This window comes from Brevibacillus sp. 1238, from assembly GCF_029892995.1.
Classification (GTDB): domain Bacteria; phylum Bacillota; class Bacilli; order Brevibacillales; family Brevibacillaceae; genus Brevibacillus; species Brevibacillus parabrevis.
In genome coordinates, this window is sequence record NZ_JARXWC010000013.1 from 103900 (window position 1) to 128795 (window position 24896).

Annotated in this window: 20 protein-coding genes, 1 pseudogene and 2 riboswitches; of the genes and pseudogenes, 1 reads left to right on the top strand and 20 read right to left on the bottom strand. The window is 53.8% G+C overall.

The features are described from left to right. Nucleotides 1-12 precede the first annotated feature (12 nt). The 7 genes and pseudogenes from M2298_RS23240 to kdpB (M2298_RS23265) all read right to left on the bottom strand — a co-directional run. Entirely contained in the window at nucleotides 13-2346 is a 2334-nt protein-coding gene (locus M2298_RS23240; RefSeq protein ID WP_280649146.1) for a universal stress protein, read from the bottom strand. Between the two features lie 16 nt (nucleotides 2347-2362). After that, nucleotides 2363-2923: a potassium-transporting ATPase subunit KdpC gene (gene kdpC, locus M2298_RS23245; protein WP_122966666.1), complete on the bottom strand. Its 561-nt coding sequence runs from the start codon at nucleotides 2921-2923 to the stop codon at nucleotides 2363-2365. Nucleotides 2924-2967: 44 nt separating this feature from the next. After that, nucleotides 2968-5007, bottom strand: coding sequence for a potassium-transporting ATPase subunit KdpB (gene kdpB, locus M2298_RS23250; protein WP_274874762.1), 2040 nt, complete (start codon nucleotides 5005-5007; stop codon nucleotides 2968-2970). A 26-nt stretch (nucleotides 5008-5033) separates the two neighbouring features. Next, a complete protein-coding gene (gene kdpA, locus M2298_RS23255) occupies nucleotides 5034-6707 on the bottom strand; it encodes a potassium-transporting ATPase subunit KdpA (RefSeq protein WP_122966668.1) in 1674 nt (557 codons plus the stop codon). Between the two features lie 48 nt (nucleotides 6708-6755). Continuing rightward, complete coding sequence (locus tag M2298_RS28305; protein WP_083955723.1) at nucleotides 6756-6833, bottom strand: potassium-transporting ATPase subunit F; 78 nt, start codon at nucleotides 6831-6833, stop codon at nucleotides 6756-6758. 589 nt (nucleotides 6834-7422) lie between these two features. After that, a riboswitch (cyclic di-AMP (ydaO/yuaA leader) is annotated at nucleotides 7423-7566 on the bottom strand. Nucleotides 7567-7678: 112 nt separating this feature from the next. Next, nucleotides 7679-8380: a putative bifunctional diguanylate cyclase/phosphodiesterase gene (locus M2298_RS23260; protein ID WP_173597952.1), complete on the bottom strand. Its 702-nt coding sequence runs from the start codon at nucleotides 8378-8380 to the stop codon at nucleotides 7679-7681. 68 nt (nucleotides 8381-8448) lie between these two features. Further along, nucleotides 8449-9713: pseudogene (kdpB, locus tag M2298_RS23265) on the bottom strand (potassium-transporting ATPase subunit KdpB); the annotation flags it as partial. Between the two features lie 186 nt (nucleotides 9714-9899). Here kdpB (M2298_RS23265) and M2298_RS23270 point away from each other — a divergent pair. Beyond that, entirely contained in the window at nucleotides 9900-10268 is a 369-nt protein-coding gene (locus tag M2298_RS23270; RefSeq protein ID WP_063229353.1) for a Na-translocating system protein MpsC family protein, read from the top strand. Nucleotides 10269-10336: 68 nt separating this feature from the next. Here the strand turns inward: M2298_RS23270 and M2298_RS23275 are convergent, their stop codons facing one another. From M2298_RS23275 to M2298_RS23335, 13 genes are all read right to left on the bottom strand, one after another. Further along, the gene (locus M2298_RS23275; protein WP_122966671.1) at nucleotides 10337-10747 is read right to left on the bottom strand and encodes a hypothetical protein; all 411 of its coding nucleotides are present in this window, start codon (nucleotides 10745-10747) and stop codon (nucleotides 10337-10339) included. A 21-nt stretch (nucleotides 10748-10768) separates the two neighbouring features. Next, nucleotides 10769-11701: a glycine betaine ABC transporter substrate-binding protein gene (locus M2298_RS23280; RefSeq protein ID WP_122966672.1), complete on the bottom strand. Its 933-nt coding sequence runs from the start codon at nucleotides 11699-11701 to the stop codon at nucleotides 10769-10771. Next, nucleotides 11698-12540, bottom strand: a complete 843-nt coding sequence (locus M2298_RS23285) for an ABC transporter permease (protein WP_122966673.1) — start codon at nucleotides 12538-12540, stop codon at nucleotides 11698-11700. Before M2298_RS23285 ends, M2298_RS23280 begins: the two co-directional genes overlap by 4 nt. After that, complete coding sequence (locus M2298_RS23290; RefSeq protein ID WP_217023200.1) at nucleotides 12524-13744, bottom strand: quaternary amine ABC transporter ATP-binding protein; 1221 nt, start codon at nucleotides 13742-13744, stop codon at nucleotides 12524-12526. The genes M2298_RS23285 and M2298_RS23290 overlap by 17 nt, the downstream gene beginning before the upstream one ends. Before the next feature lie 432 nt (nucleotides 13745-14176). Then, a riboswitch (cyclic di-AMP (ydaO/yuaA leader) is annotated at nucleotides 14177-14323 on the bottom strand. Nucleotides 14324-14485: 162 nt separating this feature from the next. Then, on the bottom strand, nucleotides 14486-15541 hold the full coding sequence (locus M2298_RS23295) for an ABC transporter ATP-binding protein (RefSeq protein WP_280649147.1): 1056 nt from the start codon (nucleotides 15539-15541) through the stop codon (nucleotides 14486-14488). Continuing rightward, nucleotides 15538-17280 (bottom strand): ABC transporter permease, encoded by a 1743-nt coding sequence (locus M2298_RS23300; protein ID WP_280649148.1) that lies wholly within the window; start codon nucleotides 17278-17280, stop codon nucleotides 15538-15540. The genes M2298_RS23295 and M2298_RS23300 overlap by 4 nt, the downstream gene beginning before the upstream one ends. Next, nucleotides 17270-18349, bottom strand: coding sequence for an ABC transporter substrate-binding protein (locus tag M2298_RS23305; RefSeq protein WP_173597950.1), 1080 nt, complete (start codon nucleotides 18347-18349; stop codon nucleotides 17270-17272). The genes M2298_RS23300 and M2298_RS23305 overlap by 11 nt, the downstream gene beginning before the upstream one ends. A gap of 36 nt (nucleotides 18350-18385) precedes the next feature. After that, nucleotides 18386-19165, bottom strand: coding sequence for a 5'/3'-nucleotidase SurE (surE, locus tag M2298_RS23310; protein WP_122966676.1), 780 nt, complete (start codon nucleotides 19163-19165; stop codon nucleotides 18386-18388). Nucleotides 19166-19180: 15 nt separating this feature from the next. Beyond that, entirely contained in the window at nucleotides 19181-19963 is a 783-nt protein-coding gene (locus M2298_RS23315) for a sugar phosphate isomerase/epimerase family protein (protein ID WP_173597949.1), read from the bottom strand. Beyond that, nucleotides 19939-20760, bottom strand: a complete 822-nt coding sequence (locus M2298_RS23320; RefSeq protein WP_122966678.1) for a PHP domain-containing protein — start codon at nucleotides 20758-20760, stop codon at nucleotides 19939-19941. The genes M2298_RS23315 and M2298_RS23320 overlap by 25 nt, the downstream gene beginning before the upstream one ends. 296 nt (nucleotides 20761-21056) lie before the next feature. Continuing rightward, a complete protein-coding gene (locus M2298_RS23325) occupies nucleotides 21057-21257 on the bottom strand; it encodes a copper ion binding protein (protein ID WP_063229343.1) in 201 nt (66 codons plus the stop codon). An 89-nt stretch (nucleotides 21258-21346) separates the two neighbouring features. Then, a complete protein-coding gene (locus tag M2298_RS23330; RefSeq protein ID WP_173599968.1) occupies nucleotides 21347-23764 on the bottom strand; it encodes a heavy metal translocating P-type ATPase in 2418 nt (805 codons plus the stop codon). A gap of 204 nt (nucleotides 23765-23968) precedes the next feature. Beyond that, nucleotides 23969-24895: a pseudouridine-5'-phosphate glycosidase gene (locus tag M2298_RS23335; protein WP_122966680.1), complete on the bottom strand. Its 927-nt coding sequence runs from the start codon at nucleotides 24893-24895 to the stop codon at nucleotides 23969-23971. Between the last annotated feature and the right edge of the window lies 1 nt (nucleotide 24896).

Here is a 24896-nt window from a genome sequence, read left to right on the forward strand (position 1 = left end):
GTGATCCTCCCTTTACCTCATATCCGGCATCTGATCGGCTACGACGAGGACGTCCATGTGCCGAGCCTCGCGCAGCAATCGCTGGACGACCGAGCCTTCGCGTATTTCCTTCCACCTCGTCCGCGCCGATTGTCCGATAATGACCTGTGTCGTGCCTTTTTCGTTCATCTGCTTGATCAACTGGGTAAAAACTTTGCGCCTTCCCGCTGCTTCGTATTGTTCAAAGCGACCTCCCAGCCGCTTGGTCAACGCGCGCAGCTTTGCCAGTTGCGCCTCTTCCTCTTCGGTAAGCGGCTCGTGATCCTTGACGTACGCCACATGCCAAACGGCCTTGAGCCGATAGGCAAGACGAAAGCCCCTGCGAATCAGCCGCTCACTGTCGGAACGCAAATTGACGCAAACAAAAATGACCTCCTGTTGTCGCCACGGCCCCCTGAGCGTCCGCCGCTCCCACGCCTCCAGCCGCTCGTCAACGTCGTCTGCCACTTCGCGCAAAGCCAATTCCCGCAGCGCTATCAAATTGCCCGTCCGGAAAAAATTCGCCAGAGACTGCTCCACCTTTTCCAGCGCGTAAATGTTTCCCTCGCGCATTCGTTGCCGCAGCGCTTTCGGGGAAATATCAATCAGCTCAACCTCGTCCGCCTGATGCAAAATATGGTCGGGCACTGTTTCCCGCACACGTACTCCCGTAATTTGTTCGACGCTGTCATTCAGACTTTCCAGATGCTGAATATTCATCGTGGAAATCACGGAAATACCTGCTGCAAGCAGCTTCTCCACATCTTGATACCTTTTTTCGCGCTCGCTCCCGGGCACATTCGTATGCGCCAGCTCGTCGACCAGGACGACCTCGGGATTGCGCCGAATGATTTCGTCCGTGTCCATCTCCGTCAAGGTCACGTTTTTGTACGGGATGCGCTTGCGCGGAATCAGGGGCAGTCCGCCGACCTGCTCGATCGTTTCTTTTCGCCCGTGCGTTTCCAGCAGGCCGATCACTACATCGATGCCATTTTCGGCCAGCTCGTTTCCTTCCCGCAGCATCGTGTAAGTTTTGCCCACGCCAGGCGCTGCCCCGACGTATACCTTTAACGCTCCACGCCTGATTTTTCCGATCTCCTGCTCCATTTCTTCCTGCGACAGGCGGCGATACGGATTGATTGTTTCCGTAGTGTGGCGCTTGGCTGGCATCACTCGCTCCCCGTCGCGCTCTGAGCGGTCGGCGACAATTAAAATATCGATATTTTTCGTTTTCCGGAGAATTTTATGGACGATCGAGCCGTGCCAAATTTCTTCCCAGCGGGTTCGCTTCGACTGCCCCATGACGATCCGGGTTACATTGCGCGCCATCGCGTAGGCGACCAGCTCGCTTGCCACGTCCTTTTCCCGCTGCAAAGGCGTTTCCTCAAACGTACCGCCTACCTTGTCAACCAGCTTTGCAATCGCTCTGCGAAAAGTCGCTTCTTCTTTGCTCAGCTTTTTGGAGGCCGGACGAAAGCAGACGACCAACAGCTCTCCGCCGAGCCGCTTGGCAACCTGTTGTCCGCGCCGCACCAGGATGGAGCCGTTCCAATGATACTGGGCCGATACCAAAATGCGCTCGGTTGCCCCGGATGCTCCCACCATGCCGTGCTTCTCGCGGTACTCCTCCAAATCTTCGTTCACGCCTGTGGCTACGAACCGCAGCGCCAGCTCGCGCAGCACATGCAGATTGTCTCTGCGCAGCAAGGGATGGTTGCTGCGCATCGAAGCAGCACCATCCTCTTCCTGCAACCGTTTCAGGATCGCTTCCGGCGTCACGTCCAGTAGCTTTACCTCGTCGGCAAGAGCCAGCGTCTCTTCCGGCACGCACTGATCGATGTGCACCTGTGCGCGGGTCAGTCGTTCCGCCATCTCTTTCATTCCCGCCAATTCGTAAATGTTGACGGTCCCAATCACGCTGATATTGTGGTCGAGCAAATAACGAACGTCATCGAGCCGGGTCGGGCGTGGCGCATCCGGACGGTTCCGGTGAGCCAGCCCGTCCACCAGCACGACTTCGGGATCTCGCTCCAAAATTTTGCCGACATCCAGGTCATGCTTCGCCTCGCCTTGCGCATGCCAGAGAAGGGAAGGGATTTCCTCCAGACCTTCCCGCTTGGGAGCAAGCTTCGGCGATGCGGCCGCACCGGAAGCGGCGATAACCACGTCGATTCCTTTTTTTCGGAGACTCTGCCCTTCCATCAGCAAATGATACGTTTTCCCTGAGCCGCTCACTGCCCCCAGAATGATTTTCAGCCTGCCCCGGTGCATTCTGGAGATGGACTGCAAGATTTCTTCCGGGGTCTTTCGGCGAAACTGCTCGACCATCTCGCAGCCCTCCTGTTTATTTCAGCTGATCCAAAGCCAGATTCAGCTTCAGTACGTTGACTCGCGGTTCTCCAAATACTCCCATGCTTCTTCCTTCCGTGTTTTCCGCAACCAAAGCCTGAACTTTTGCCGGATCGAGATTGCGCGCCTTCGCAACGCGCTGCACCTGAATGGCTGCCGCTTTTGGCGAGATGTGCGGATCAAGGCCCGAACCGGAGTTGGTCAGCAAATCGGCCGGGATATCTGCTTGCGCGACGCCCGGGTTGGCAGCCAGGAAAGCAGCGATGTCTTTTTGCACGCGCTCGGTCAGTGCCGGGTTGGATGGCGCGTAGTTGTTCGAGCCAGAGCCTGCTGCATTGTTGTCGATAGACGAGATGCGGCCCCAGAAGTACTGCGGATCGGTGAACGTTTGCCCGATCAGCTCGGAGCCGACTACTTTGCCGTTCGCATCGGCAATCAGACTGCCGCTCGCCTGCGTCGGCATGACGACCTGCGCCACCCCTGTCATCGCAAGCGGGTAAATCAGTCCGCATATGAGAAGTAAAACGACAGACAATCGGAGGTTTTTCAAAATCATGGATATTCACCTTTGCTTTCCTGTTTCGATTGTGGCGGTTTCGCCTATACGAGATTCAATCCGACCAGCACCAGGTCAATCAGCTTGATACCGACAAAAGGCACCAGAATGCCGCCCAAACCATAGATCACCAGATTGCGGCTGAGCAGCTTGGTCGCGCTCATCGGCGAGTATTTTACGCCTTTCATCGCCAGCGGAATCAAGATCGGAATGATGATCGCGTTGAAGATCAGCGCGGACAAAATGGCGCTCTGCGGCGTAGCCAAGCCCATGATGTTGAGGGCGCTCATTTGCGGGATCGCCAGCATGAACATCGCCGGAATGATCGCAAAATACTTCGCCACGTCGTTTGCGATACTGAAAGTCGTCAGTGCGCCGCGCGTCATCAAAAGCTGCTTGCCGATCGCCACTACCTCAATAATTTTCGTCGGGTCGGAATCGAGGTCGACCATGTTGGCCGCTTCCTTCGCCGCAACCGTCCCGCTGTTCATCGCCAGACCGACATCCGCCTGGGCGAGCGCTGGCGCATCATTCGTGCCATCGCCTGTCATCGCGACCAGTTTGCCCGCTGCCTGTTCTTTGCGGATCAAGGCAATCTTGTCCTCCGGCTTCGCTTCCGCCACAAAATCGTCTACCCCTGCCTCGCGGGCAATCGTCGCTGCTGTGAGCGGATTATCCCCCGTGCACATCACCGTGCGAATCCCCATGCGTCGCAGTTCTTCAAAGCGCTCTCTCATCCCCGGTTTGACGGTATCCTTCAAATAAATCAGCCCGAGAATGACATTTCCCTCCACCACTGCCAGCGGCGTTCCGCCTGCGGTTGCGATCCGGTTTGCCTTTTCGTCGAGGTCTGCCGGGATACGGCCTCCCAATTCCTTGACGTACGTTTTGATCGCGTCTACTGCACCTTTGCGAATTTGCGTGCCGTTTGCCAAATTCGTGCCGCTCATGCGTGTCTCGGCTCTAAATTCCACGCCCTCTGCGCCCGGCAGTTCCAGCTCGCTTGCTGCAAGACCTTGCTTTTTCGCCAGTTCCACAATCGAGCGGCCTTCCGGTGTTTCATCGAGTATGGAGCTTTGTGCTGCCGCCCTGTTCAAAGCGTCTGCCTTGCTGTTGCCCACTGGCACAAATTCCGCTGCCATGCGGTTTCCGTGGGTGATCGTGCCCGTTTTGTCCAAAATAATCGTGTTGATGTCGCCCGAAGCTTCCACCGCTTTCCCCGACATCGCAATGACGTTGAACTGCGTAACCCGGTCCATCCCGGCAATCCCGATGGCGGAAAGCAAACCGCCAATCGTCGTCGGAATCAGGCAGACGAGCAAAGCCACGAGCGTAGCAATCGGAATGGCGGCATTGACGTAGCTTGCGATCGGCTGCAAAGTCGTGCAGACGATCAGGAAAATCAACGTCAAGCTGACCAGCAACGTATTGAGCGCAATTTCGTTCGGAGTTTTTTGCCGTTTGGCACCTTCGACCAAAGAAATCATCCGGTCGAGGAACGACTCGCCAGGATCAGTCGTCACACGGACGCGAATCCGGTCGCTCACTACACGCGTACCGCCTGTAACGGAGCTGAAATCGCCACCCGCTTCTTTAATGACAGGCGCGGATTCACCCGTAATCGCCGACTCATCCACGGAGGCGACACCTTCGACAATCTCCCCGTCACTCGGAATCAGCTCGCCCGCTTCGACGATAACCAGATCGCCTTTGCGCAGTTCCGTCGAGCTGACCATTTGGATCGAGCCATCTTTGGCGAGCTTTCTCGCTTTTGTATCCTGCTTCGTTTTTTTCAGACTCTCAGCCTGTGCTTTTCCGCGCCCTTCTGCCAATGCCTCGGCGAAGTTGGCGAACAGAATGGTCACAAACAGGATCAGGCTGACGATCCCGTTGTATCCGCGATCAGAGGCTCCCCCGAACAGATCGGGCAAGATCGTCAAAAGCAGGGTCACGACAAATCCGACTTCGACCACAAACATGACCGGGTTTTTGATCATGACCCGCGGGTCCAGTTTTTTCAGCGCCTCGACAAAGGCACGCTGGTACAAATCTTTTGGAAACGCAACCGTGCGCGTTCTGCTCATTGGAAATATCTCCTTTGCCTTTTGAATTATCGGATGGTCAACCACTCGGCTACCGGGCCAAGTGCCAGTACCGGCAAGAACGTCAGCGCACCCACGATCACGACCGTCGCGATCAAAATGACCAGAAACACACCATTGTCTGTGCGAAGCGTACCCATCGTTTCAGGTACAGGCGTTTTCGCGAGCAACGAACCGGCTACCGCCAGCATCGCGATGATCGACACGTATCGGCCAAACAGCATGACCAGCCCAGTCGAAATGTTCCAGAAAGGCGTATTGTCGCCCAGTCCTTCAAAGCCAGAGCCGTTGTTGGCTGCCGAGGACGTAAATTCGTACAAAACTTGCGAGATGCCGTGGAAGCCCGGATTGGAGATTCCGGCTGTGCCCATTTCCGAGGCCAGCGCAATCGCGGTCGGAGCCAAAATGATCAGCGGGTGGGCGAGAATCGCAATCGCGATCAGCTTCATCTCTTTCCCTTCGATTTTTCGTCCGAGAAACTCGGGCGTCCGTCCGACCATCAAGCCCGCGATAAACACAGCCAAAATCGCATACATCAAAATGTTTACCGTACCGACGCCATCTCCGCCGAATACGCAGTTCAGCATCATTTCCCCGAGCGGCACCAGTCCGCCCAGCGGCGTCAGCGTGTCGTGCATGTTGTTGACCGTTCCGGTCGTCGCCGCAGTCGTCACCGCTGTAAACAGGGCGCTCTGCGCAATGCCGAAACGCACTTCTTTTCCTTCCATGCTGCCCACGGCCTGTGACAAACCTGCACGTTCAAGCGCCGGGTTGCCATTGATCTCGCTTCCGTAGGCAATCCCGAGGAACACGAGAAACATCAAACTCATGGCGCCAAAAATGATCCAGCCTTGCTTGCGGCTCTTCGTCATGAAACCGAAGGCAAAAGGCAGAGACGCCGGAATGAGGAACATCGACAAAATCTCCAGCACGTTCGTCAAAGGAGTCGGATTCTCAAACGGATGCGCAGAGTTGACCCCAAAGAACCCGCCGCCGTTCGTTCCCAAATGCTTGATCGACACAAGCGAAGCTACCGGACCGCGTGCGATTTGCTGTTCAGCCCCGCTCAATGTAGTCGCCGTCGCTGTCGGTTCCATCGTCTGCGGCACGCCTTGCGCCACCAGAAGAAGTGTCACGACTACTGCCAAGGGAAGCAGCACACGCGTATGCGCCCGCACCAGGTCGACATAGTAGTTTCCGATGCTGCGCTGTCCGGTCAATCCGCGCATGAATGCCATGACGACCGCAATCCCCGTAGCAGGTGTCGTAAACATCAGGTAGATAATCACCATCATCTGCGACAGATAGGACAAACCGCTTTCTCCGCTGTAATGCTGGAGATTGGTATTCGTCAAAAAGCTTACCGCCGTATTGAACGACAGCAACGGGTCCATCGCCGCCACACCGCTCGGATTCCCCGGCAGCATCCCTTGCAAGCGCAAGAGCAGATAAGCAATCGCAACCATCGTGATATTGCTGACCAAAACCGCCGTCGCGTACTGCTTCCAGGTCATGTCTGCGATGCGAATGCCAGACCATTTGTAAATGACTTTTTCCACCCCGCCAAAAGCGCGGTCCAATCGCGTATTTTCCAGGGAAAAGGCCCGCGCCAGATAGCGTCCCGTCGGAATCGCCAACAAGAGCAGCACCACCAAAACCACCGATATTTGTATAAAGTCCACGGACAATTCCTCCTACTTCCTCTATGAAATGAATCGCTCGACCAATCCTTAATACTTTTCCGGATAGATCAGTGCGTGGCCCAGGTAGATCGCCAGTCCGGCCACAATCAACAGCAGCAAGATCATTTTTCTTTTCCTCCCTGTTCTTTTACTACCGCATCACAAAACTTGATCAGGGCAAAAAATGTAACAAACGAGATTGCCAAGAGCAGTATGGCAACTAAGTCCATGAAAAGTCCCTCCTTTTTCCGCTTGCAGTTTGCCGTTTTTGTCGCGCCAGCTTCCTTCAGGCGCCCACCTCCATCTACCTTGAACAAAGTCGTGCCGGTTCGCCTCTTTCGCTCACTTCCTGGTACAAGCTTTCTCCCCTGAAAAAACCTGCCATGGAAGCAAAAAAATAGACCAATGCTTACTCATTCCCCGAAAAGATCGCCACAATGGACCAGCAAAGCTCAACAGACAGGGCAAGCCCCGCCCGCACTTTAGCGGTATGAAAGACGATCACTTCTTCGGAGAAAAAGTACTCATTGGTCTACCGAACGCCCAGCCGACTTGAATGTGCCTTCTTTGCGTTTTGTCTCCCGTTTCCTTTTTCCGAAAAACGTGTATTCATTTTTTGGGCAAAACGAAAAGACCTGCATCTTTCGTTTCGAGCAAGCTTCTTTGCTCATCCAAAAGGACAACAAAAAAAGCCTCCTCAAACAGGCGGTCTTTAGACCTCCCTCGCTTTAGCCGACGAAGTTAGCTGACGGGTAGGATGGCGAAAGAGTTACTCATCCCTTCCACGAATCGTGGAATTAACCCCTACAAAATTGGGTCCTCCGTTCCCGAGTGCCTCGGGATTTGGCCAGATTTGCAATTGTTGGTTACGAGTCTCATTATACGTCTGGCATAATCGGTTGTTAATGTCTTGTTTCTCGCTTTTTAGCACGATTTGTGCAGTCTTTATCGATGTAAGCGATTTAATCCTGTCAGGACTCAGCCGCGCAAGATATTTCGTCGATTATCTCGCGTTTTCTCGCAACGCATGGACCGCGTTCGGAAATGCCCTGTCCGATTTTTTGCAGCCATTGCTTTATTTCTTCTGCCGACAAAGGCTTGCTGTAAAGGTATCCTTGCATTTCATCACACTTCTGTTCACGCAAAAAAGCAAACTGAAGCTCGTTTTCCACCCCTTCAGCCAAAACGCTGAGGTGCAGATTATGGGCCATGGCAATGATCGACTGGGCAATCACGGCATCGTCCTTTTCCGTAATAGCACTTACGAAGGAGCGATCAATTTTCAGACGATCTATGGGAAAATCGCGCAAGTAGCTAAGCGAAGAGTATCCGGTGCCAAAGTCGTCAATCGACAGCTTCATCCCCAATCGCTTTAACTCATGCAGAACACCGATCACCGCATCCGGATTTTTCATGACGGCGCTTTCTGTAATCTCTAGCTCCAGAAGCTCGGGCTGCATGTCCGTCTCCTGAAGAACTTGCTGAATCATCTGTACCAGATTCTCTTGTTGAAACTGACGGGCAGACAAGTTGACGGCAACTCGCAACGGGTCATATCCTGCCTGCTCCCAGAGCTTGGCTTGGTTACAGGCTGTTCGCAGCGCCCACTCGCCAATCGGTACAATACAAAGCTTTGTGAAGTTCCTGTTCCATCGCAAGACATTCTGATGCATGATTGCTCATCGTAAAGGAGTACACAATGTATCGATTTCGTCCCTTCTCTTTTGCACTGTACATAGCGGGAGATTTGGGCGCTTCGTTCCTCCAAGTCTTTCGGGATTGTTCCTTGCCGCTCGCCCACGTAGTCACATATGGCGCGAACCGCTCCCTTCCGATATTGAACCCCTCTGTAATTCAGCCCGCTCATCCGTTCTTCTGCGGTAAACGGTACGACCTGGCCTTCGTATGCCTTCACGTCGCAAACGACATGCTTTTGCTTGGCGAGCATGAGGATCGAGCTGCCTTCTGGCGTATCGTCAAACAGAGAGGTAAGTACCGCTACCTCTATCAACTCCTTCTCCTCTGCTCCTGCGACTGGAACAAACTGCGCCGCCAGCCGATTGCCGTACGTGATCGTGCCTGTTTTGTCCAAAATAATCGTATTGACGTCACCAGCCGCCTCTACTGCCTTGCCTGACATCGCAATGACACCGAAGCGGGTAACCCGATCCATGCCTGCGATTCCGATCGCAGACAAAAGACCGCCAATCGTCGTCGGAATCAAACAAACTAACAGTACGACCAGGACAGAAATATTGAGATGAATGCCCGCATAGGCGGCGATTGGCACCAGTGTGACTACGACGATGAGAAAAATAAGCGTAAATACGATCAATACCGTATTCAGGGCGATTTCGTTTGGGGCCTTTTGCCGTTTGGCGCCTTCGATCAAGGCAATCATCCTGTCCAAAAAAGAATCGCCCGGGTTCGTAGTTATTTTGATCAAGATAGAATCACTCGTGACCCGCGTACCGCCAGTCACGGACGACTGATCACTTCCCGCCCGTTTGATTACAGGTGCAGATTCGCCTGTAATCGCTGATTCATCAATCGAAGCCAGCCCCTCGACAATTTCACCGTCGCCAGGAATGAAGTCACCCGTCTCTACCAGAACAAGATCCCCTCTTCGCAGTTCCTCCGCAGACACCACATGGATGCCCCCGTCTGCCTTCAGCCGTTTCGCCTCAGTATCTCTTTTGGCCCTGCGCAACGTATCTGCCTGCGCTTTTCCCCGCCCTTCTGCCAGTGCTTCGGCAAAATTGGCAAACAGGACGGTAACAGCAAAACCAAAAATACGCCTGTGTTCCAGCCTATCTGATTCTCTGTTCCGAAATAATGGGGGAAAAGGATCATGAGCAGGATTAGCACAGTTCCCATCTCAACCACAAACAGTACAGGATTCGATTTCATAACCAGCGGGTTTAGCTTGCGTACACTCTCCAACAAAGCTGTTCCGATTATTTTATTGTGGAATGTCGAATGCTCTTCTACTTGTTTCACGGCCATTCACCTTTCTATCCTATGAAATTCACAATTGTTCTACATGACATAAGGCGTGAACCAAATACAAAAAAATCCCCACGGCAAAAATCGTTACGATTACCACAAAATCATCCCTCCTCAGGCGTGTTGACAGCCCAAAGTCGGCTGAGTAATATAAGGCACAATGATAAATAATGGGAGGTATGGCGTTTGGCCATCTCTAACAAAAAAAAGCTGGAAGCTGAAATCAGCGAAACTTTCATCAAATTTCAACGCGACTTGATCGGACGTGGCCCTCAAGAAGCAAAAACCTACATCGTCGGCGACATGGTCCTCGTTCGCTTCAAGGGAGTGCTCACCGTTGAAGAAAAACATCTCTCCAGCCACGATAAAGGCCGTCGCATTGTAAAAGAAATGCGCGAGGTGCTTCGTGAGATGTATAGCGAGGAATCAGAAGAAATCGTAGAAAAGCTGACCGGCTGCAAAGTGCTGTCCAGTCATAGCGACATCAGCACCAAGATGGGGGAGCGAATCGAGGTTTACGTGTTGGACAAGGACCTCGAAAAAATGCTGGGCTGATTCCTCAACTGAATACCTGTGCATCGAAAAGGCGGCTCCGCCTGCTTACTGACGGAGCCTTTTTCCAATCAACCGCTGAGTTGTTCTGCCAGCCATCGATATCCCTTGTACCCTGGCTTGCTGATGATGACATAATGGGCACCTAACCCTTTGTATAAACTCGCATTTTGCTGCTCCTGTGTCAGAACGAAAATGCGGCAAGTGCCCAACTGCCGAAACAAAGTAATGAAATCACGCCCTTCTGGCCATTCGTCCACAAACAGATAGACAGACTGATAGACTAACAACTCCTCTTGATGAAGATAGCTTTCATCGAAAGAAATGGGCGACAACTTTTCTGTGCAGGAGTGACGCTCTCCCCTGATCAGCGAATAGGCAACAGGACTTTTCCGGAAGAACAGAGAGTCACTGCCTCCTCTGATCGTCTGCACAAAAGACGTGAATGCCTCTCCCACCCCAATGACCAGACAATTTTTCATGCCAGCCCCTCCTCTTCCCGTTTATTTGAGCTCCTCAATCGACTGGATGTTCATATAGCCTGGAACCACCAATCCGATTTTGGTTCCGTCCAGATTGGGGCCAAGGTCTTCCAACTGATCCCCGAACTTTTTGAGATAGCTCGCATCGGTAGAGGGAAGCCAGGCTGCTACCATCCCGTCCACATCGCCCATGGCTACGCCTGCCCACATCGGTCCAGCCTGGACCTGACTCAATTCCACCTCATATCCGAGCTTTGTCTCCAGCACTTCCTTCACTATGTGCGAACTGGCAATTTCCGAGTCCCATGCCACGTAAGCGATGGTCAGCTTTTCTTTTTGAACCGGAGCAAGCCCCTCTACCCACTTCCCGACCTTGTCTTCGTTGTTTTTCACCCACTCCGCAGCCGCTTCCTCTGGTTTTTTCCCGTCCAAAATATGTACCATCACAGCTTCCATGTCCGCAGGCTTCCATTGGAACGCGTCCAGAAACCGATAGGCGGCAGGGTGATCCTGCTTCAATCCTTTTCGAACGATGGTATGAATCTGTTCAGCTCCGCCAAAGCCGTTTTTCGGGTCCTGCAAATATTTCAGATCCAGTTTTTTGAACATCCAATGCGGCGTCCAACCCGTGATGATAATTGGTTGCTTCTGTTCGTAGGCACGCGTCAGCGCGGCAGTCATCGCCGCATCCGATCCTTCTACAAGCTGCCAGTTGTCCAGGCCGTACAGCTTCATGACTTCCTCAGTCTTCACCATCGAGCCGGCACCAGCGTCAATTCCAATGATTTTATATCCCACTGCTTCCCCAATCGCGTTCTTCGGCACCTGGACGGGATTCGGATTGTGCCCAATCGTCGCCCCTGTCGGTGTAGAGCCTTGCTGAGAGCAGCCTGCCAGCATAATAGCCGCAGCCACCACCCATGTCAGTGCATTTTTTCGCGTGAACTTGTTCATAACGCTTTTCTCTCCTTTTGTTTGGCATGCTGGGAAATGCGGTCCAGAACGATAGCAATAATCACGATCGATAACCCCGCTTCAAAACCTTTGCCGATATCCACCTGGGATACAGCCCGATAAACATCGGCTCCCAATCCTTTTGCTCCGATCATGGCGGCGATAACCACCATCGAAAGCGCAAGCATGATGCACTGGTTGACTCCCGCCATGATGGTCGTCTTCGCCAAAGGCAGTTGCACCTTCATCAACTTTTGCCATCTCGATGAGCCGAAAGCATCCGCTGCTTCTGCAAGCTCCGGCGGAACCTGACGTATGCCGAGATTCGTAAATCGGACGATCGGCGGCAGCGCAAAGATAACGGAAGCAATGACCCCTGGTACTTCGCCCAGTCCAAAAAAGAAAATGGCCGGGATCAAGTAAACGAATGCTGGCATCGTCTGCATCAAATCTAGCAACGGCATGACCAGCTTCGTGAAAGTATCGCTTCGCGCGCAGGCAATACCCGCAGGAATCCCTACAGTGATGGACAACAGGGCAGAAGCAATAACCAAGCCGAGCGTTTCGACCGTTTCATCCCAGTACCCCAGATTGGCAATGAGAAACAGCCCAAGCAATGTGAAAAACATCGAAGATCGCCCGCCAAATACCCAGGCCAGCGCCCCGAACAGCAAAATGAGAATAACAGACGGTATCGCAGCCAAAACCTCGGTAAAGTACGTGACCATTCCCGAAATGATGATCGCGATCGGATCGAACAAAATGCCTTTGTGCTGACCGAGCGCCTCAACGATTCGTTCCACCCACTCACCGATCGGCAACTTAGGCACGGAATCCATGGGGCATCACCTCTGCTCCCTGCTGCGGATTGACCTTGCCGACAAGCCCGCCGAGCACCGCTCCCTTGACAATGACGCCCAACAGACGCCGCTCCTCACCCACGACAGCAATCGGAACGTGCAAATCTGCCATCAGAGGAAACAGGCTGTTCAGACGGGCATCTGGCCCCACGCTGGGGATATCTTTTTTCATGATGGCTTCAAGCGACTCGCCCGTATTGATCGCAAGCGAAACGTCATAGGCGGTAACAAGCCCAAGCAATGCCCGCTTTTTGTCTACGATGTACAGACTGGATACCCCGTTGTCCATCATGAGCTGGAGGGCCACCCTCGCACCTTTGTCAGGAGTAATCGCTTCTGCCCTTTTCATCACGTGTTTTGCCACCAGCACTTTGGACAAGTCTGCATCCTCAACGAATTTTTTCACGAATTCATCCGCAGGATCGGTCATGATTTCTTCGGGACGCCCGACCTGGATGAAGCGACCGTCTTTCATCAGGGCGATCCGGTCACCGAGCCGCAATGCCTCATGCAGATCGTGAGTAATGAACAAAATAGTCTTTTTCATCGTTAGCTGAAGCTCTAGCAGCTCATCCTGCATGTCTTTTCGAATCAGCGGATCAAGGGCACTGAACGCTTCGTCCATCAGCAAAATGTCGGGATTGTTGGCGAGCGCCCGGGCCAGGCCGACCCTCTGCCTCATTCCGCCGCTCAATTGATCAGGGAAGGCATTTTCCCACTCGGAAAGCCCGACGAGCGCAAGCGCTTCGCGTGCTTTTTCTTGCCTCAATCCATGCGGTACTTGCTGAATCTCCAAACCGAATTCGATGTTTTCCCGTACCGTTCGCTGTGGGAAGAGCGCGAAATTTTGAAAAACCATGCCGAGCTTTCTCCTGCGTACCTCGCGCAAATGAGCCGGCTTCATACCAATGAGTTCTTCGCCATCGATCTGAACGCTCCCAGTGGTTGGCTCAATCAGGCGGTTGCAAAGTCGGATCAAGGTAGATTTGCCGCTGCCTGACAGCCCCATAATGACGAAAATTTCGCCCTCTGCTACCGAGAAGCTGATCTGGTTCACACCGATCGATTGCCCTGTCTCTTTAAAAATTTGCTCCTTTGTCCATCCTTGCTCCAACAGCTTTAACGCTGCCTGCGGCTGCTTGCCAAACACTTTCGTCAATTGCCTGACTGTCATTTTGGGCATGAGCCTTTCCTCCCTTTCTTGTTTTCCCAAATGAAAAAACCTGCGAAGTTCCGCTTCCAACCGGACGAACCACCTGCAGACGCTGCCGCTTGTGTACGCTCGATTTTTGCAGAACTAACGCAGGCTTACCTAATACCTGGCGCCCCTGTGCAAAAGGCTCCCTGTACGCTGTCTTCCTGATTTCGCTGTTCGTTTTTTGGTTTCATGCACCGGGTTTATGCTGAAATTCATTTGCCGCCCGCCATCCTCGCACATCGACATGCACGCGTATGACAAAAGCCACACATGAAAATCGCCATAAAAAATAGACCTATTTCATCCTTTTTCTCAAGAACAAAGGTCCCAAAGAAAAAGTCTGAAATGGCCTATAAACGCGCCCGAAGAGGACCGCTCCTCTTTTTTCGCATCATTGCCCAGACTTCATCGCTTCATGAACCTTCCCTGCTTTGGCCGACGAGGTTAGCTGACGGGTAGGATGGCAGAGAAGACTTATCTCATCCCTCCTGATTGCTCAGGATTAACCCCAAAAGATTGGTTCCCCCGCTTCCGGGTTGCCCCGGAACTAGGCCGTATGAAATGTTTGAATCAGATTCGGTAATGTGATTTGATTATACGCCTGCTGCCAATTATTGTGAATGCTCGCTTCTGCCTGCTTGCCTCATGCTTGATCGTTCTTTATTTATATCCTGACATTAGCTATCGGTTGCTCACCAATGAAAGCTATTTCGCCTGCTTTCCAGCTTACACGCAAATGCTCACCAGTACAGAATCATCGTAAGCAAACCGCTCGCTAATATCGGTGACCACTTCCCATTCCTCTTCCCCGACGCGAATCGAGTAAATCAGCTCCCGGCCCTGAAACTGGACGTGAGCGACCTTGCCCATGATCCCGTCCGCGCCTTGTTGCCAGGTGGACAGCTTCAACTGGTCCGGGCGAACAGGCAATACTTGCTGATCGAAAAAAGCGGAAAAATCACGCGAAACGGTGATCGGCAACGATGACGCTCCCTGTTTTTCCAGCAAAAAGGTGTTCGCGGCAGCCCAGTTCCCTTTTAAAAAGTTGGCTCTGCCGACAAACTTGGCGACAAACGGCGACTCCGGGGCGTAGTAAATGTCGTGCGGAGTGCCTGCCTGCTCAACTCTGCCGCCCTTCATCACGACAATGCGATCAGCCATGGCCAGTGCCTCGGATTGATCGTGCGTCACATAGACAATCGACGTACCCAGTTCGCGGTGAATGAACTGGATTTCTTTTCGCATCTGCATGCGCAGCTCGGCGTCCAGACTGCTCAACGGTTCGTCCATCAGCAACAAGGTCGGATTGAACACGATGGCGCGCGCCAGCGCCACACGCTGCTTTTGCCCACCGGAAAGCTGACTGGGGAACCGCTCCTCCATACCGCCCAGACCGACCATCTCCAGCATCTGGGCTACCCGCGCTTTCGGGTTTTGCTTGTACGCTTCCGGCACCTGCTGTTGATGCTGCAAAGGAAACGCCACGTTTTCGTAGACCGTCAAATGCGGCCAGAGGGCGAACGACTGAAACACCATGCCAATCCGCCGTTCTTCCGGCGGCTTGCGCTTGGCCGCGCTGGCTACACACTCGTTGTTGATCCAGATTTCTCCGCTTGTCGGGGATTCGAACCCGGCAAGGAGCCGCAGCAGCGTCGTTTTGCCGCAGCCGCTCGGACCGAGCAAAGCGACAAACTCGCCCTGGCCGATCTGCAAATCGAGATGGTGGAGCGCCGTGACATTCCCGAATTTTTTCGATACCCCTATTACCCGCGCACTGTTCATTGTTCGATCCTCCGTTGCCAGTATCGTTTCCACAGACTGCCCGCCGCGAGCACCAGCAGGATGGCTCCTACGATCAAAGTCGAGAGGGCCGTGCTGTACGTTGTCGATCCCGCCTGCTCAAAGCTGAAAATGACGACACCGATCGTTTCCGAGCCGGATGACCACAAGAGCGACGAAATCGTCAGCTCTGTAAAAGCGGTGAGAAAGACCAGAAACAAACCTGTTGCCATGCCCGGCGCGTAGAGCGGGAGCAAAATGCGCCGCCATCTCGTCCAGAAGCGCCCGCCGTTGATCCGTGCCGCTTCCTCCACTTCTTTGCCCACTTGCATGATCGAAACCGTACTGCTTTTGACTTGCAAAATGAGAAAGCGCGTCACGTAAGCGATCATGATCAGCCAAACCGTTCCGTATATGCCTGGCTGCCAGCCGGGAATCGGTTCAATCCAGGTCAAAATCATCGCAAGTCCGAGCACCATGCCCGGAAGCGCATACGGCAGCGCTACAGCCCCTTCCATCGCTTTGCCAAGCGCAGACGGCTTATGAATGCGCCAGTAGGCGAACAGCGTGCCCGCGACGACGCACAAGACACCCGTCATGCTGGCAAGCATCAAGCTGTTGCCGATGGCTCCCTTCGTACCTGCGTGGTCGAACATTACGAAGGCAAAGTGCTTCCACGTCAAATTTTCCGGGACAAACGGCAAGCCGTACGCTTTGACAAAAGCGGTTGCGGCCATCGACAAAAGCGGAAGCAGGCTCGTCACAAGCAAAAACCCGCCCACCAAAACCTCCGCCGTCAAACGGTGCTTGCCCAAAGACCGCCGGATGGACTTGTCCTCGGCACTGGTCTGGTCTACCCGGCTTTTCCGCAGCAAAACCCACTGCATCCCTGTCCCTGCCAGCGCAATGACGCCGAGCAAAACAGACAGGACAGCCGCCCTGGCAAAAGCGCTCGGCCCAAATCCGATCACTTCCTCGTAGATCAGTGTACTGAGTACAGAGATATTTTCCGGGATACCCAAAAATGCCGGAATCCCGAAGTTGTCCAGCCCGGAGATAAACGCCAGCAGTCCGCCTCCCGCAATGCCTGGCAAGGCGAGCGGAAGCGTCACTTTGGCAAACACAGCCCGCGCGCTTGCTCCCGCGGAATGCGCCGCCCACTCCAGCTCTTTCGGAATCCGGTACAGCACAGACAGCGTCAACATGTACACCAGCGGATAATGAGTCAGCCCCATCACGACGATGATCCCATCCAGCCCGTACACGTTCCACAGCTCGACCGGACTGCCCATCACCCAGCTCGCAGCCCTGTTCAGCACACCCTGCGGCCCTGCCAGCTGCGTCCAGGCCAGCGTCATTACATAGGACGGGATGAGCAGCGGCAAAAGGGCAAACGCGTGAATCGCACCTTTCCAGCGTATATCGGTATACGCGCACAGCCAGGCAAGCGCCACGCCGACGACTACCGAGATGACGGTGGAAATACCTGCTGCCAGCACAGTATGACCGACTGCATCCCACGTCCGGGCATTGACAAGCACCTCCTGAAAGTAGTGCAAGCCAAGCCCTGCTTCTGTCTGGATACTAAGCACAATCAGCTTCCACAACGGATAGACAAAAAAGAAGGCGACCGGCACCAGCACGAACCAGGTAGCCGCCTTATCCATGGACAGGGAGGCGGCGAACTTGCGCCGCTCCCCCATCTGTCTCTCGCTCACTACCGTCTGCCAGTTACTTGCCACCCATCATCTCTCCAAATTTCTTTTTGTCCGCTTCCCTGGAAGCTTCCAGTTCGTCAATATTGGCGGAAAGCGCCTTGATTTGATCTTGTGCGTACAGTCCTTCCGGTGCTGCTACTCCTTTGCGGATCGGTGTATAGCCCAGGCCGCTGGCGAGCTTTTGCCCTTCTTCGGAGAGGACGAAATCGACAAACGCTTTGGCAGCCTCCTGGTTTTTGGTCGCTTTCATGATGCCGATCGGCTCCGTGATGACAGGCACGCCTTCTTTTGGATACACGATCTCGACGGGCGAACCGTCTTTTTTGGCGCGGGCAACCAGATAGTCGACGACCATGCCGTAATCTTTTTCGCCGCCCGCTACACTTTTGAGCACGGCGCCATTTCCTTTAATGACGGTCATTTGATTCGTTTTCAGCCCGCTGATGTAATCCCAGCCCAAATCAGGCTGGCGCGTAAACACCCCGACATTGTAAGCCGCTGCGCCTGAGTAGAGCGGGCTTGGCATAATCGCTTTGTTCGCCGCTTCCGGACTCGTCAGCACTTTCCAGCTGTCCGGGAGAGCTTTGACCTTGCTCGTGTTGACCGCGAGCACAGTCGCCATGACTTTCGTTCCGGTGTACGCGCCGTCCGCGTCTTTCCACTCCGCCGGAATGTCCGCCGCTTCAGGCGAAGTGTACGGCATGAGCAAATCTTGTTTTTTCAGGCTGACAAAGGTGGGCGCATCCGCGACCAACAGCACGTCAGCTTTTACTTGCCCTGCCTGTGCTTCGGCCTGCAAGCGGCTGATGACTTCCTCCGTTCCCGAGCGGAACAGATCTACTTTCACGTCAGGATACTTCTTGGAAAAAGCGTCGATCAAAGAAGCTGCATCCGCATCCGGCTGGGACGTGTAAAAGCTCAAGGTTCCCGCTACTTTCGGGGCAGCAGGCTCCGTTGTGGCAGCCGGAGTCGACTGCGACGCTGGCTGGGATGGGGTCGACGAAGAAGGCTGGGAACCGCAGGCAGCAAGTCCGAAGACCGATACGGCCGCGAACAAAGAAAGAGTCCATTTTTGCAACAGAACACGTTTCATTTTTTATTCCTCCTGATCATTAAGTAGGCTTATGAGTTAAGAGCTTTGCTTCGCACCTTGAAACCATTTTCCGATCTTCGTCTTCATGGCCGTGTTGGTCATGTTCAATTGCAGAGGCGTAATCGTGATGAACCCGTCGCGCAGCTTGTAGTAATCCGACTCCTCATCCTCAAAGTTCAGTTCGCTCAAATGATCGGATAGCCAGTAGCACAGGTAGCCCTGCGGGTCGTTCAGTCCGACGTACTGATAGCGCAGCACATCCATTGCCAATGGCGTCACCGCAACGCCTTTTACCATTTCTTTGGACAAGTACGGCAAGTTGATATTCAGTACCGCTTCCGGGCTGAGCTTGTGCCTGAATAGCGTTTCAAACACTTCGTAGGCCAACGGCTCCACGATCGAAAAGTTCGGGTTCGGCTTCAGCGTGGCGAGCGAGATCGCGACAGAAGGAATCTGGTACATCGCCCCCTCGATCGCAGCCGAGATCGTGCCCGAGTAAAACACGTCCCGCCCGAGATTCGGCCCGCGGTTGATCCCGGAAACAATCACGTCCGGCTTTTCTTTGAGAATCACCTCAATCGCCATTTTGACGCAGTCGGCGGGAGTGCCGTTGACAGCCCACGCTTCCAATGAAGTATCGAAAAAGTTTACTTTGTTTGCTTTTACAGGTGATTTCAGTGTGATCGCATGGCTGATCGCACTTCGTTCCTGATCCGGGCAGACAATGGATACATTGCCGAACGGCTGCAGGGCTTGCGCCAGACACAGCACGCCGCTGGAGAAAATTCCATCATCATTCACTACGAGAATGTTCAAAATAATACAAACCTCCTATCCAAATGAGACACTGTGGCCTTGTTGCAAAAAGAGCAGGTTTTGCTTGAGTTGGGACAAATTCCGCGCATCGTCGAAGCCTTCTACAACCAGCGGCTTCTCTTCCGCAAGCAAGAGCGGCCAAATCGTCGGCAGGTCAATTTCCCCTGTTCCGAGTGGCACATGCAGCTTGGTTGCTGTCGCATCGCTCACATGGATTTTGTCGACTCCCTCCAGTTCTCCGAGAAACTGCGGCAGAGAACAGGTCAGGGGCACATGGGCGATATCCAAGGTCGCTGCCGTCGGATAGTTCAGCGCTGCACGCAGCCTGTTCAAATCCCCCGGCGTCACGATCAGTTCTTTTGGCAACGGCTCGATATGCTCGATGGACAGCACCCTTCCCAGACGCACAGCCTCTTGCGCCAGCTCGTTCAGGCTCTCGATGAGCACCGCTTCGTGCCATTCCCGGTTTTTGTGGGTCAAAGTCAATCGTCCCGGATGGATCGTCACGCTTTTCGCTCCGATCTCCCCCGCGAGAGCCAACGACCGCTTGATTTCCTCCACCGATTGTTTGCGAATGCCGCTATTCAGCGAGCACAAGTTCAAGTCCCAGCTAGCCGCATGCAAAGTCAGCTTCATGCCGACGCGTTTGGCGGCCTGCTGAATTTCCCGCGGGTTGCTTTTGTGGAACCAGACGTGCTCGGCCCAGACCTCCATCCCGGCAAATCCGTACTGCCTGGCAATCAAAATCGCCGCTTCTACCGGGTAGGACCACATCAATGTCGATGAAACATACAGCATGTCCACCACTCCTTTACCTCTGCCGGAATCGGCACACTGCCAACCGGGTAAGGGTTGCGAGAGCCGTGCCCGTGAAAGTCGCTGCCTCCCGAGCGGATCAGGTGATTCACCTTGGCTTGCCGCTCCCAAAATGCCATCTGTTGCGCGGAATGCTTCGAATAGTACACCTCGATGCCATCGATGCCGTAGGCAAGCAACGCATCCAGCTTCACTTCAAACGAGTAAATACCCGGATGGGCCAAAATCGCAATGCCGCCTACTTCATGAGTAAGCTCAATCGCTTCGCGTGCCGAGAAGGAAGGACGGGGCACATAGGCCGGGCAGCCTTTTCGCAAATACGTCTCGAACGCCGCTTGCGGAGTGGAGCAAAAGCCGCGTGCTGCCAAAACTTCTGCCACATCTGTGCGCACCAGCACGTCGCCTTTTGCCCGGGCTGTGCATTCTTCCATGGTGATCGCCATACCTAAACGATTGCAGCGTTCGACGATTTCGGCGATCCACTCGATCCGCTCCCGTTGGCGCCTGTCCATGACGTGCAGGAGCCGGGCATCCGATATATCGAGGCCGTAACCCAAAATATGCAACTCGTCTTCTGGGCCGTCCGTGTTCCATTCGATTCCCGGTATGAGCTTCAGACCGAGACGTTCGGCCTCATCGCGAGCCAGCAGATATCCATCGACGGTATCATGGTCTGTAATGGCTAGGTGAGTCACTCCCCGCTCGCTTGCCTCGGCAAGCAGCTCTGCGGGAGTGAGCTTCCCGTCAGAAGCGGTGGTGTGCATATGCAAGTCCATCATCTGACCACTCCTCCTGTTCTTTTCCGACTTGTTTGATTTCGTTTGATTTCATTGTAGCTGTCGTTTTTGAAGGGCGTATAAAGCAGGCGACAAGGTTTGATAAAGGCCAGACGCCTGTCCATGCGCCTTTTCGGTCGATCCCCTGCCGGATTGTTGAGGAGGTGTTAACGATTTACAAAGTCTTTACAAAAGCGAAAAGTTCGTGGACAAACGGCGCTGGTGGAGAGGAAAACGAAAAACCCCCACCCGAACTAATGTTCAGGCAGGGGCTTTGTGTTCAAAGAGACAGTCGCTATTTAAACGACATCGTATCCTTGTTCTTCGATTGCTTCCTTGATGGCATCCAGCGTCAACGTGCTTTCGTTGAAGGAAACCTCTACTGTTTTGGCCGCCAGATTGACTTTGCCTTCTGCTCCCAGCTCTTTCAACGTTTTTTCCACGGTATTCACGCAATGGTTGCAAGACATGCCTTCTACATTCAATGTTACGTTTTTCATTCTCAATCTCTCCTTTGAGTGTATGTGTATAAATGATGCGGACAAAGCCGCTTGTTGCTGTTTGTAAACGACAGATGGCAGATGGCAGCTTACAGCTTCACTCGCTGCAAGCGCAGGGCGTTGAGCACGACGGAGACGGAGCTGAAAGCCATCGCGGCTCCGGCTAACCATGGAGCGAGGAAGCCCAAGGCTGCAAACGGAATGCCGAGCGTGTTGTAGGCAAAAGCCCAGAACAGGTTTTGCTTGATGTTGCGAATGGTTCGCTTGCTCATTTCGATGGCGTCAGCGACACTGGTCAGCTCGCCGCGCATCAAGGTAATGTCGGCCGCTTCCATCGCCACATCTGTTCCCGTGCCGATCGCCATGCCGATATCAGCGGTAGCCAGTGCCGGAGCATCGTTGATTCCGTCGCCGACCATAGCCACTTTCTTGCCCTCTGCCTGAAGCTTTTTCACCTCGGCAGCCTTGCCTTCGGGCAGGACTTCGGCGATGACGTGCTCAATTCCTGCCTCGCGAGCAATCGCTTCGGCGGTTTGACGGTTGTCGCCCGTCATCATGATGACCGTCAGCCCCATCGCTTTCAGGCGTTCGATTGCTTGCTTCGAAGTCGGCTTGATCGTATCCGCTACGGCAATCAACCCGGCAAGTTTGCCGTCGATGACCGCGAGCATCGCCGTTTTACCCGCTTGTTCCAGCGAGAGCATGGTGTCTGATACAGCCTGATACGATATGTGGTGCTGTTCGAGCAGACGGCGGGTTCCGACCAGCACTTCTCTGCTGTCGACAGTTGCCCGAATCCCGAAGCCGGGAATCGCTTCAAACACGCTGGTTTGCCCAAGCGCTATGCCTTTTTCCGCGATCCCGCGAACGATCGCCTGGGCCAGTGGATGCTCGGAGTTTTTCTCGGCCGCGCCTACCAGCGCAAGCAGTTCTGGCTCGGCAAAATCAAGCGAAATCACGTCTGTCAGCTCCGGCTCTCCTTTGGTTACGGTTCCTGTCTTGTCGAGGACAATCGTATCCAAATGGTGCGCCGTCTCCAGATGCTCTCCCCCTTTGAACAAAATGCCCAGTTCCGCTGCGCGGCCAGAGCCAGCCATAATCGAGGTCGGAGTCGCCAGGCCAAGTGCGCACGGGCAAGCGATTACCAGCACGGCGATAGCCTTTTCCAGCGCCTCAGCAAAGTTGCCGGGAATGACGGCGAAATACCAGATGAGAAAAGTCACCACCGCAATTCCGACGACAATCGGAACGAAAATCCCGGAAATGCTGTCTGCGAGTCGTTGGATCGGCGCTTTTGTCCCTTGCGCTTCCTCCACGACTTTGATGATTTGCGCCAGCGCCGTTTCCTTCCCGACTTTGGTCGCTTTTACCTTCAGAAAACCGTTTTTGTTCAAGGTGGCTCCGATGACGGCATCTCCAGCCGCTTTATCTACCGGGATGCTTTCCCCCGTCAGCATGGATTCATCGACCGCAGACTGCCCCTCCAGCACGATGCCATCCACTGGCACCTTGTCGCCTGGCTTCACGTTCACGATATCTCCAGGCCGCACTTCTTCAACAGGGATCGTAATTTCCACACCGTCGCGGACGACTACGGCTGTTTTCGCTTGCAAGCCCATCAGCTTGCGGATTGCTTCCGAAGAGCGTCCCTTCGCCTTGGCTTCAAACAGTTTGCCCAGCAAAATCAAGGTAATCAGCACAGCACTCGTTTCAAAGTAAAGCTCCAGCATGTGGGCGTGCGACCCGATGGACGAGATCGCCACGTACAGACTGTAAAAATAGGCAGCCGAGGTGCCGAGCGCGACCAGCACATCCATGTTCGCGCTCTTGTTGCGAAGCGCTTTGTAGGCCCCTGCGTAAAACTGCGCCCCGATGATGAACTGCACAGGAGTCGCCAAGGCCAGTTGTACCCACGGGTTCATCAGGAAGTCCGGCAACCAGATGAACGAAGTGAAGGAAAAGTGGCTGACCATCGACCAGAGCAGCGGCAGCGACAGCACGAGGGAAATCCAGAACTTTTGCGTTTGCCGCTTGATCTCGGCCATGCGGCGGTCAACCTGCTCCTCTTCTTTGCCCTCTTCCTTGCGCGTTGCCTGGTATCCCAGCTTTTCTACCTGCCGCACAAGATCAGACACGCCCACCTGAGCAGAATCGTATTCGACCGTAGCTGTTTCCATCGCCAGGTTCACGTTTGCCTTCAACACGCCAGGCATTTTGTTCAGACCCTTTTCGATCCGCGTCGAGCAGGCCGCACAAGTCATGCCTGTAATATTCAGCTCGACTTTGTCGGCGACGACGCCGTAGCCAAGCGCCTCGATCTTCGAGCGTATATCGTCGAGACTCGTTTTGGCCGGATCGAAGACGACTGTCGATTTTTCCAAAGCCAAATTCACATTGGCTGTTTCTACACCATCCAGCTTCTTCAAGCCTTTTTCAATGCGCAGCGCGCAGGCTGCACATGTCATCCCTGAAATCGGAACTGTAGCTTCTGCCGTTTTGGCACTCATACCAATTCCCCCAAATACCCTTAGAGGGTATATTTCATTGTATAGTTCCCCTTACGTTCATTTCTTATCACACTCTCAATATACAATACCCCCACAGGGTATATCAAGTGATTTTTTAAAAATTTTTCTCCTCTGCTTCTTTGGCTTTTCTCGACGCACAAAAAAAGCCCCCGATTTTCATCATCGGGAGCCTGGAATGACTGCTTATTTTCCTGCGTTCACTTCTTTTTGGTAGGCAGCAGCTACTTTTGCCGCTACTTCCGCATTGTGTCTTACGAGAGCGATATTCGTTTGCAAGCTTTTGCCTGCTGTCAGTTGTTTCACTTTGTCGAGCAGGAACGGTGTTACTTTTTTGCCTGCGATGTTGTTTTCCTTCGCTTCTTTGAGCGCCTGCAAAATTACGCCTTCGATTTGCTTGTGGTCAAGCGCGTCTGCTTCCGGTACCGGGTTGGCGATGATCAAGCCGCCAGTCAGACCGAGCTTCCATTTGGTGTTCATTAAAGTGCCGACTTCTTCTGGCGTATCCAGACGGAAGTCTACGCCAAATCCGCTTTCGCGAGCGAAGAAGGACGGGAACTCGGCAGTGCGGTAGCCGACCACCGGCACGCCTTGCGTCTCCAAGTATTCCAGCGTGCGTCCGATATCCAGGATCGATTTTGCGCCAGCGCATACAACCGCAACGCTTGTTTGCGCCAGCTCAGTCAAGTCAGCAGATACGTCCCACGTGATTTCGCCATCGCGGTGTACCCCGCCGATACCGCCAGTCGCAAACATGCGGATGCCAGCCAGATCGGCTGCGATCATGGTTGCCGCTACTGTCGTCGCACCGATTTTGCCGCTTGCGAGGATGTAAGGGAAGTCGCGGCGGCTCACTTTTTCCACCGATTTGTTGGTCGCGAACTCTTCCAGCTCGCTCTCGGTCAAACCGATTTTGATTTTGCCGTCCATGATTCCGATTGTCGCTGGCACTGCGCCATTGTCGCGGATGATTTGCTCTACTTCTTTTGCCATTTCGATGTTTTGCGGGTATGGCATCCCGTGGGAGATAATCGTAGTCTCCAGGGCAACTACTGGCAGGTTGTTCTCCAGCGCGTGGCGTACTTCCTCAGTAAAGGTCAGGTATTGTTTCATC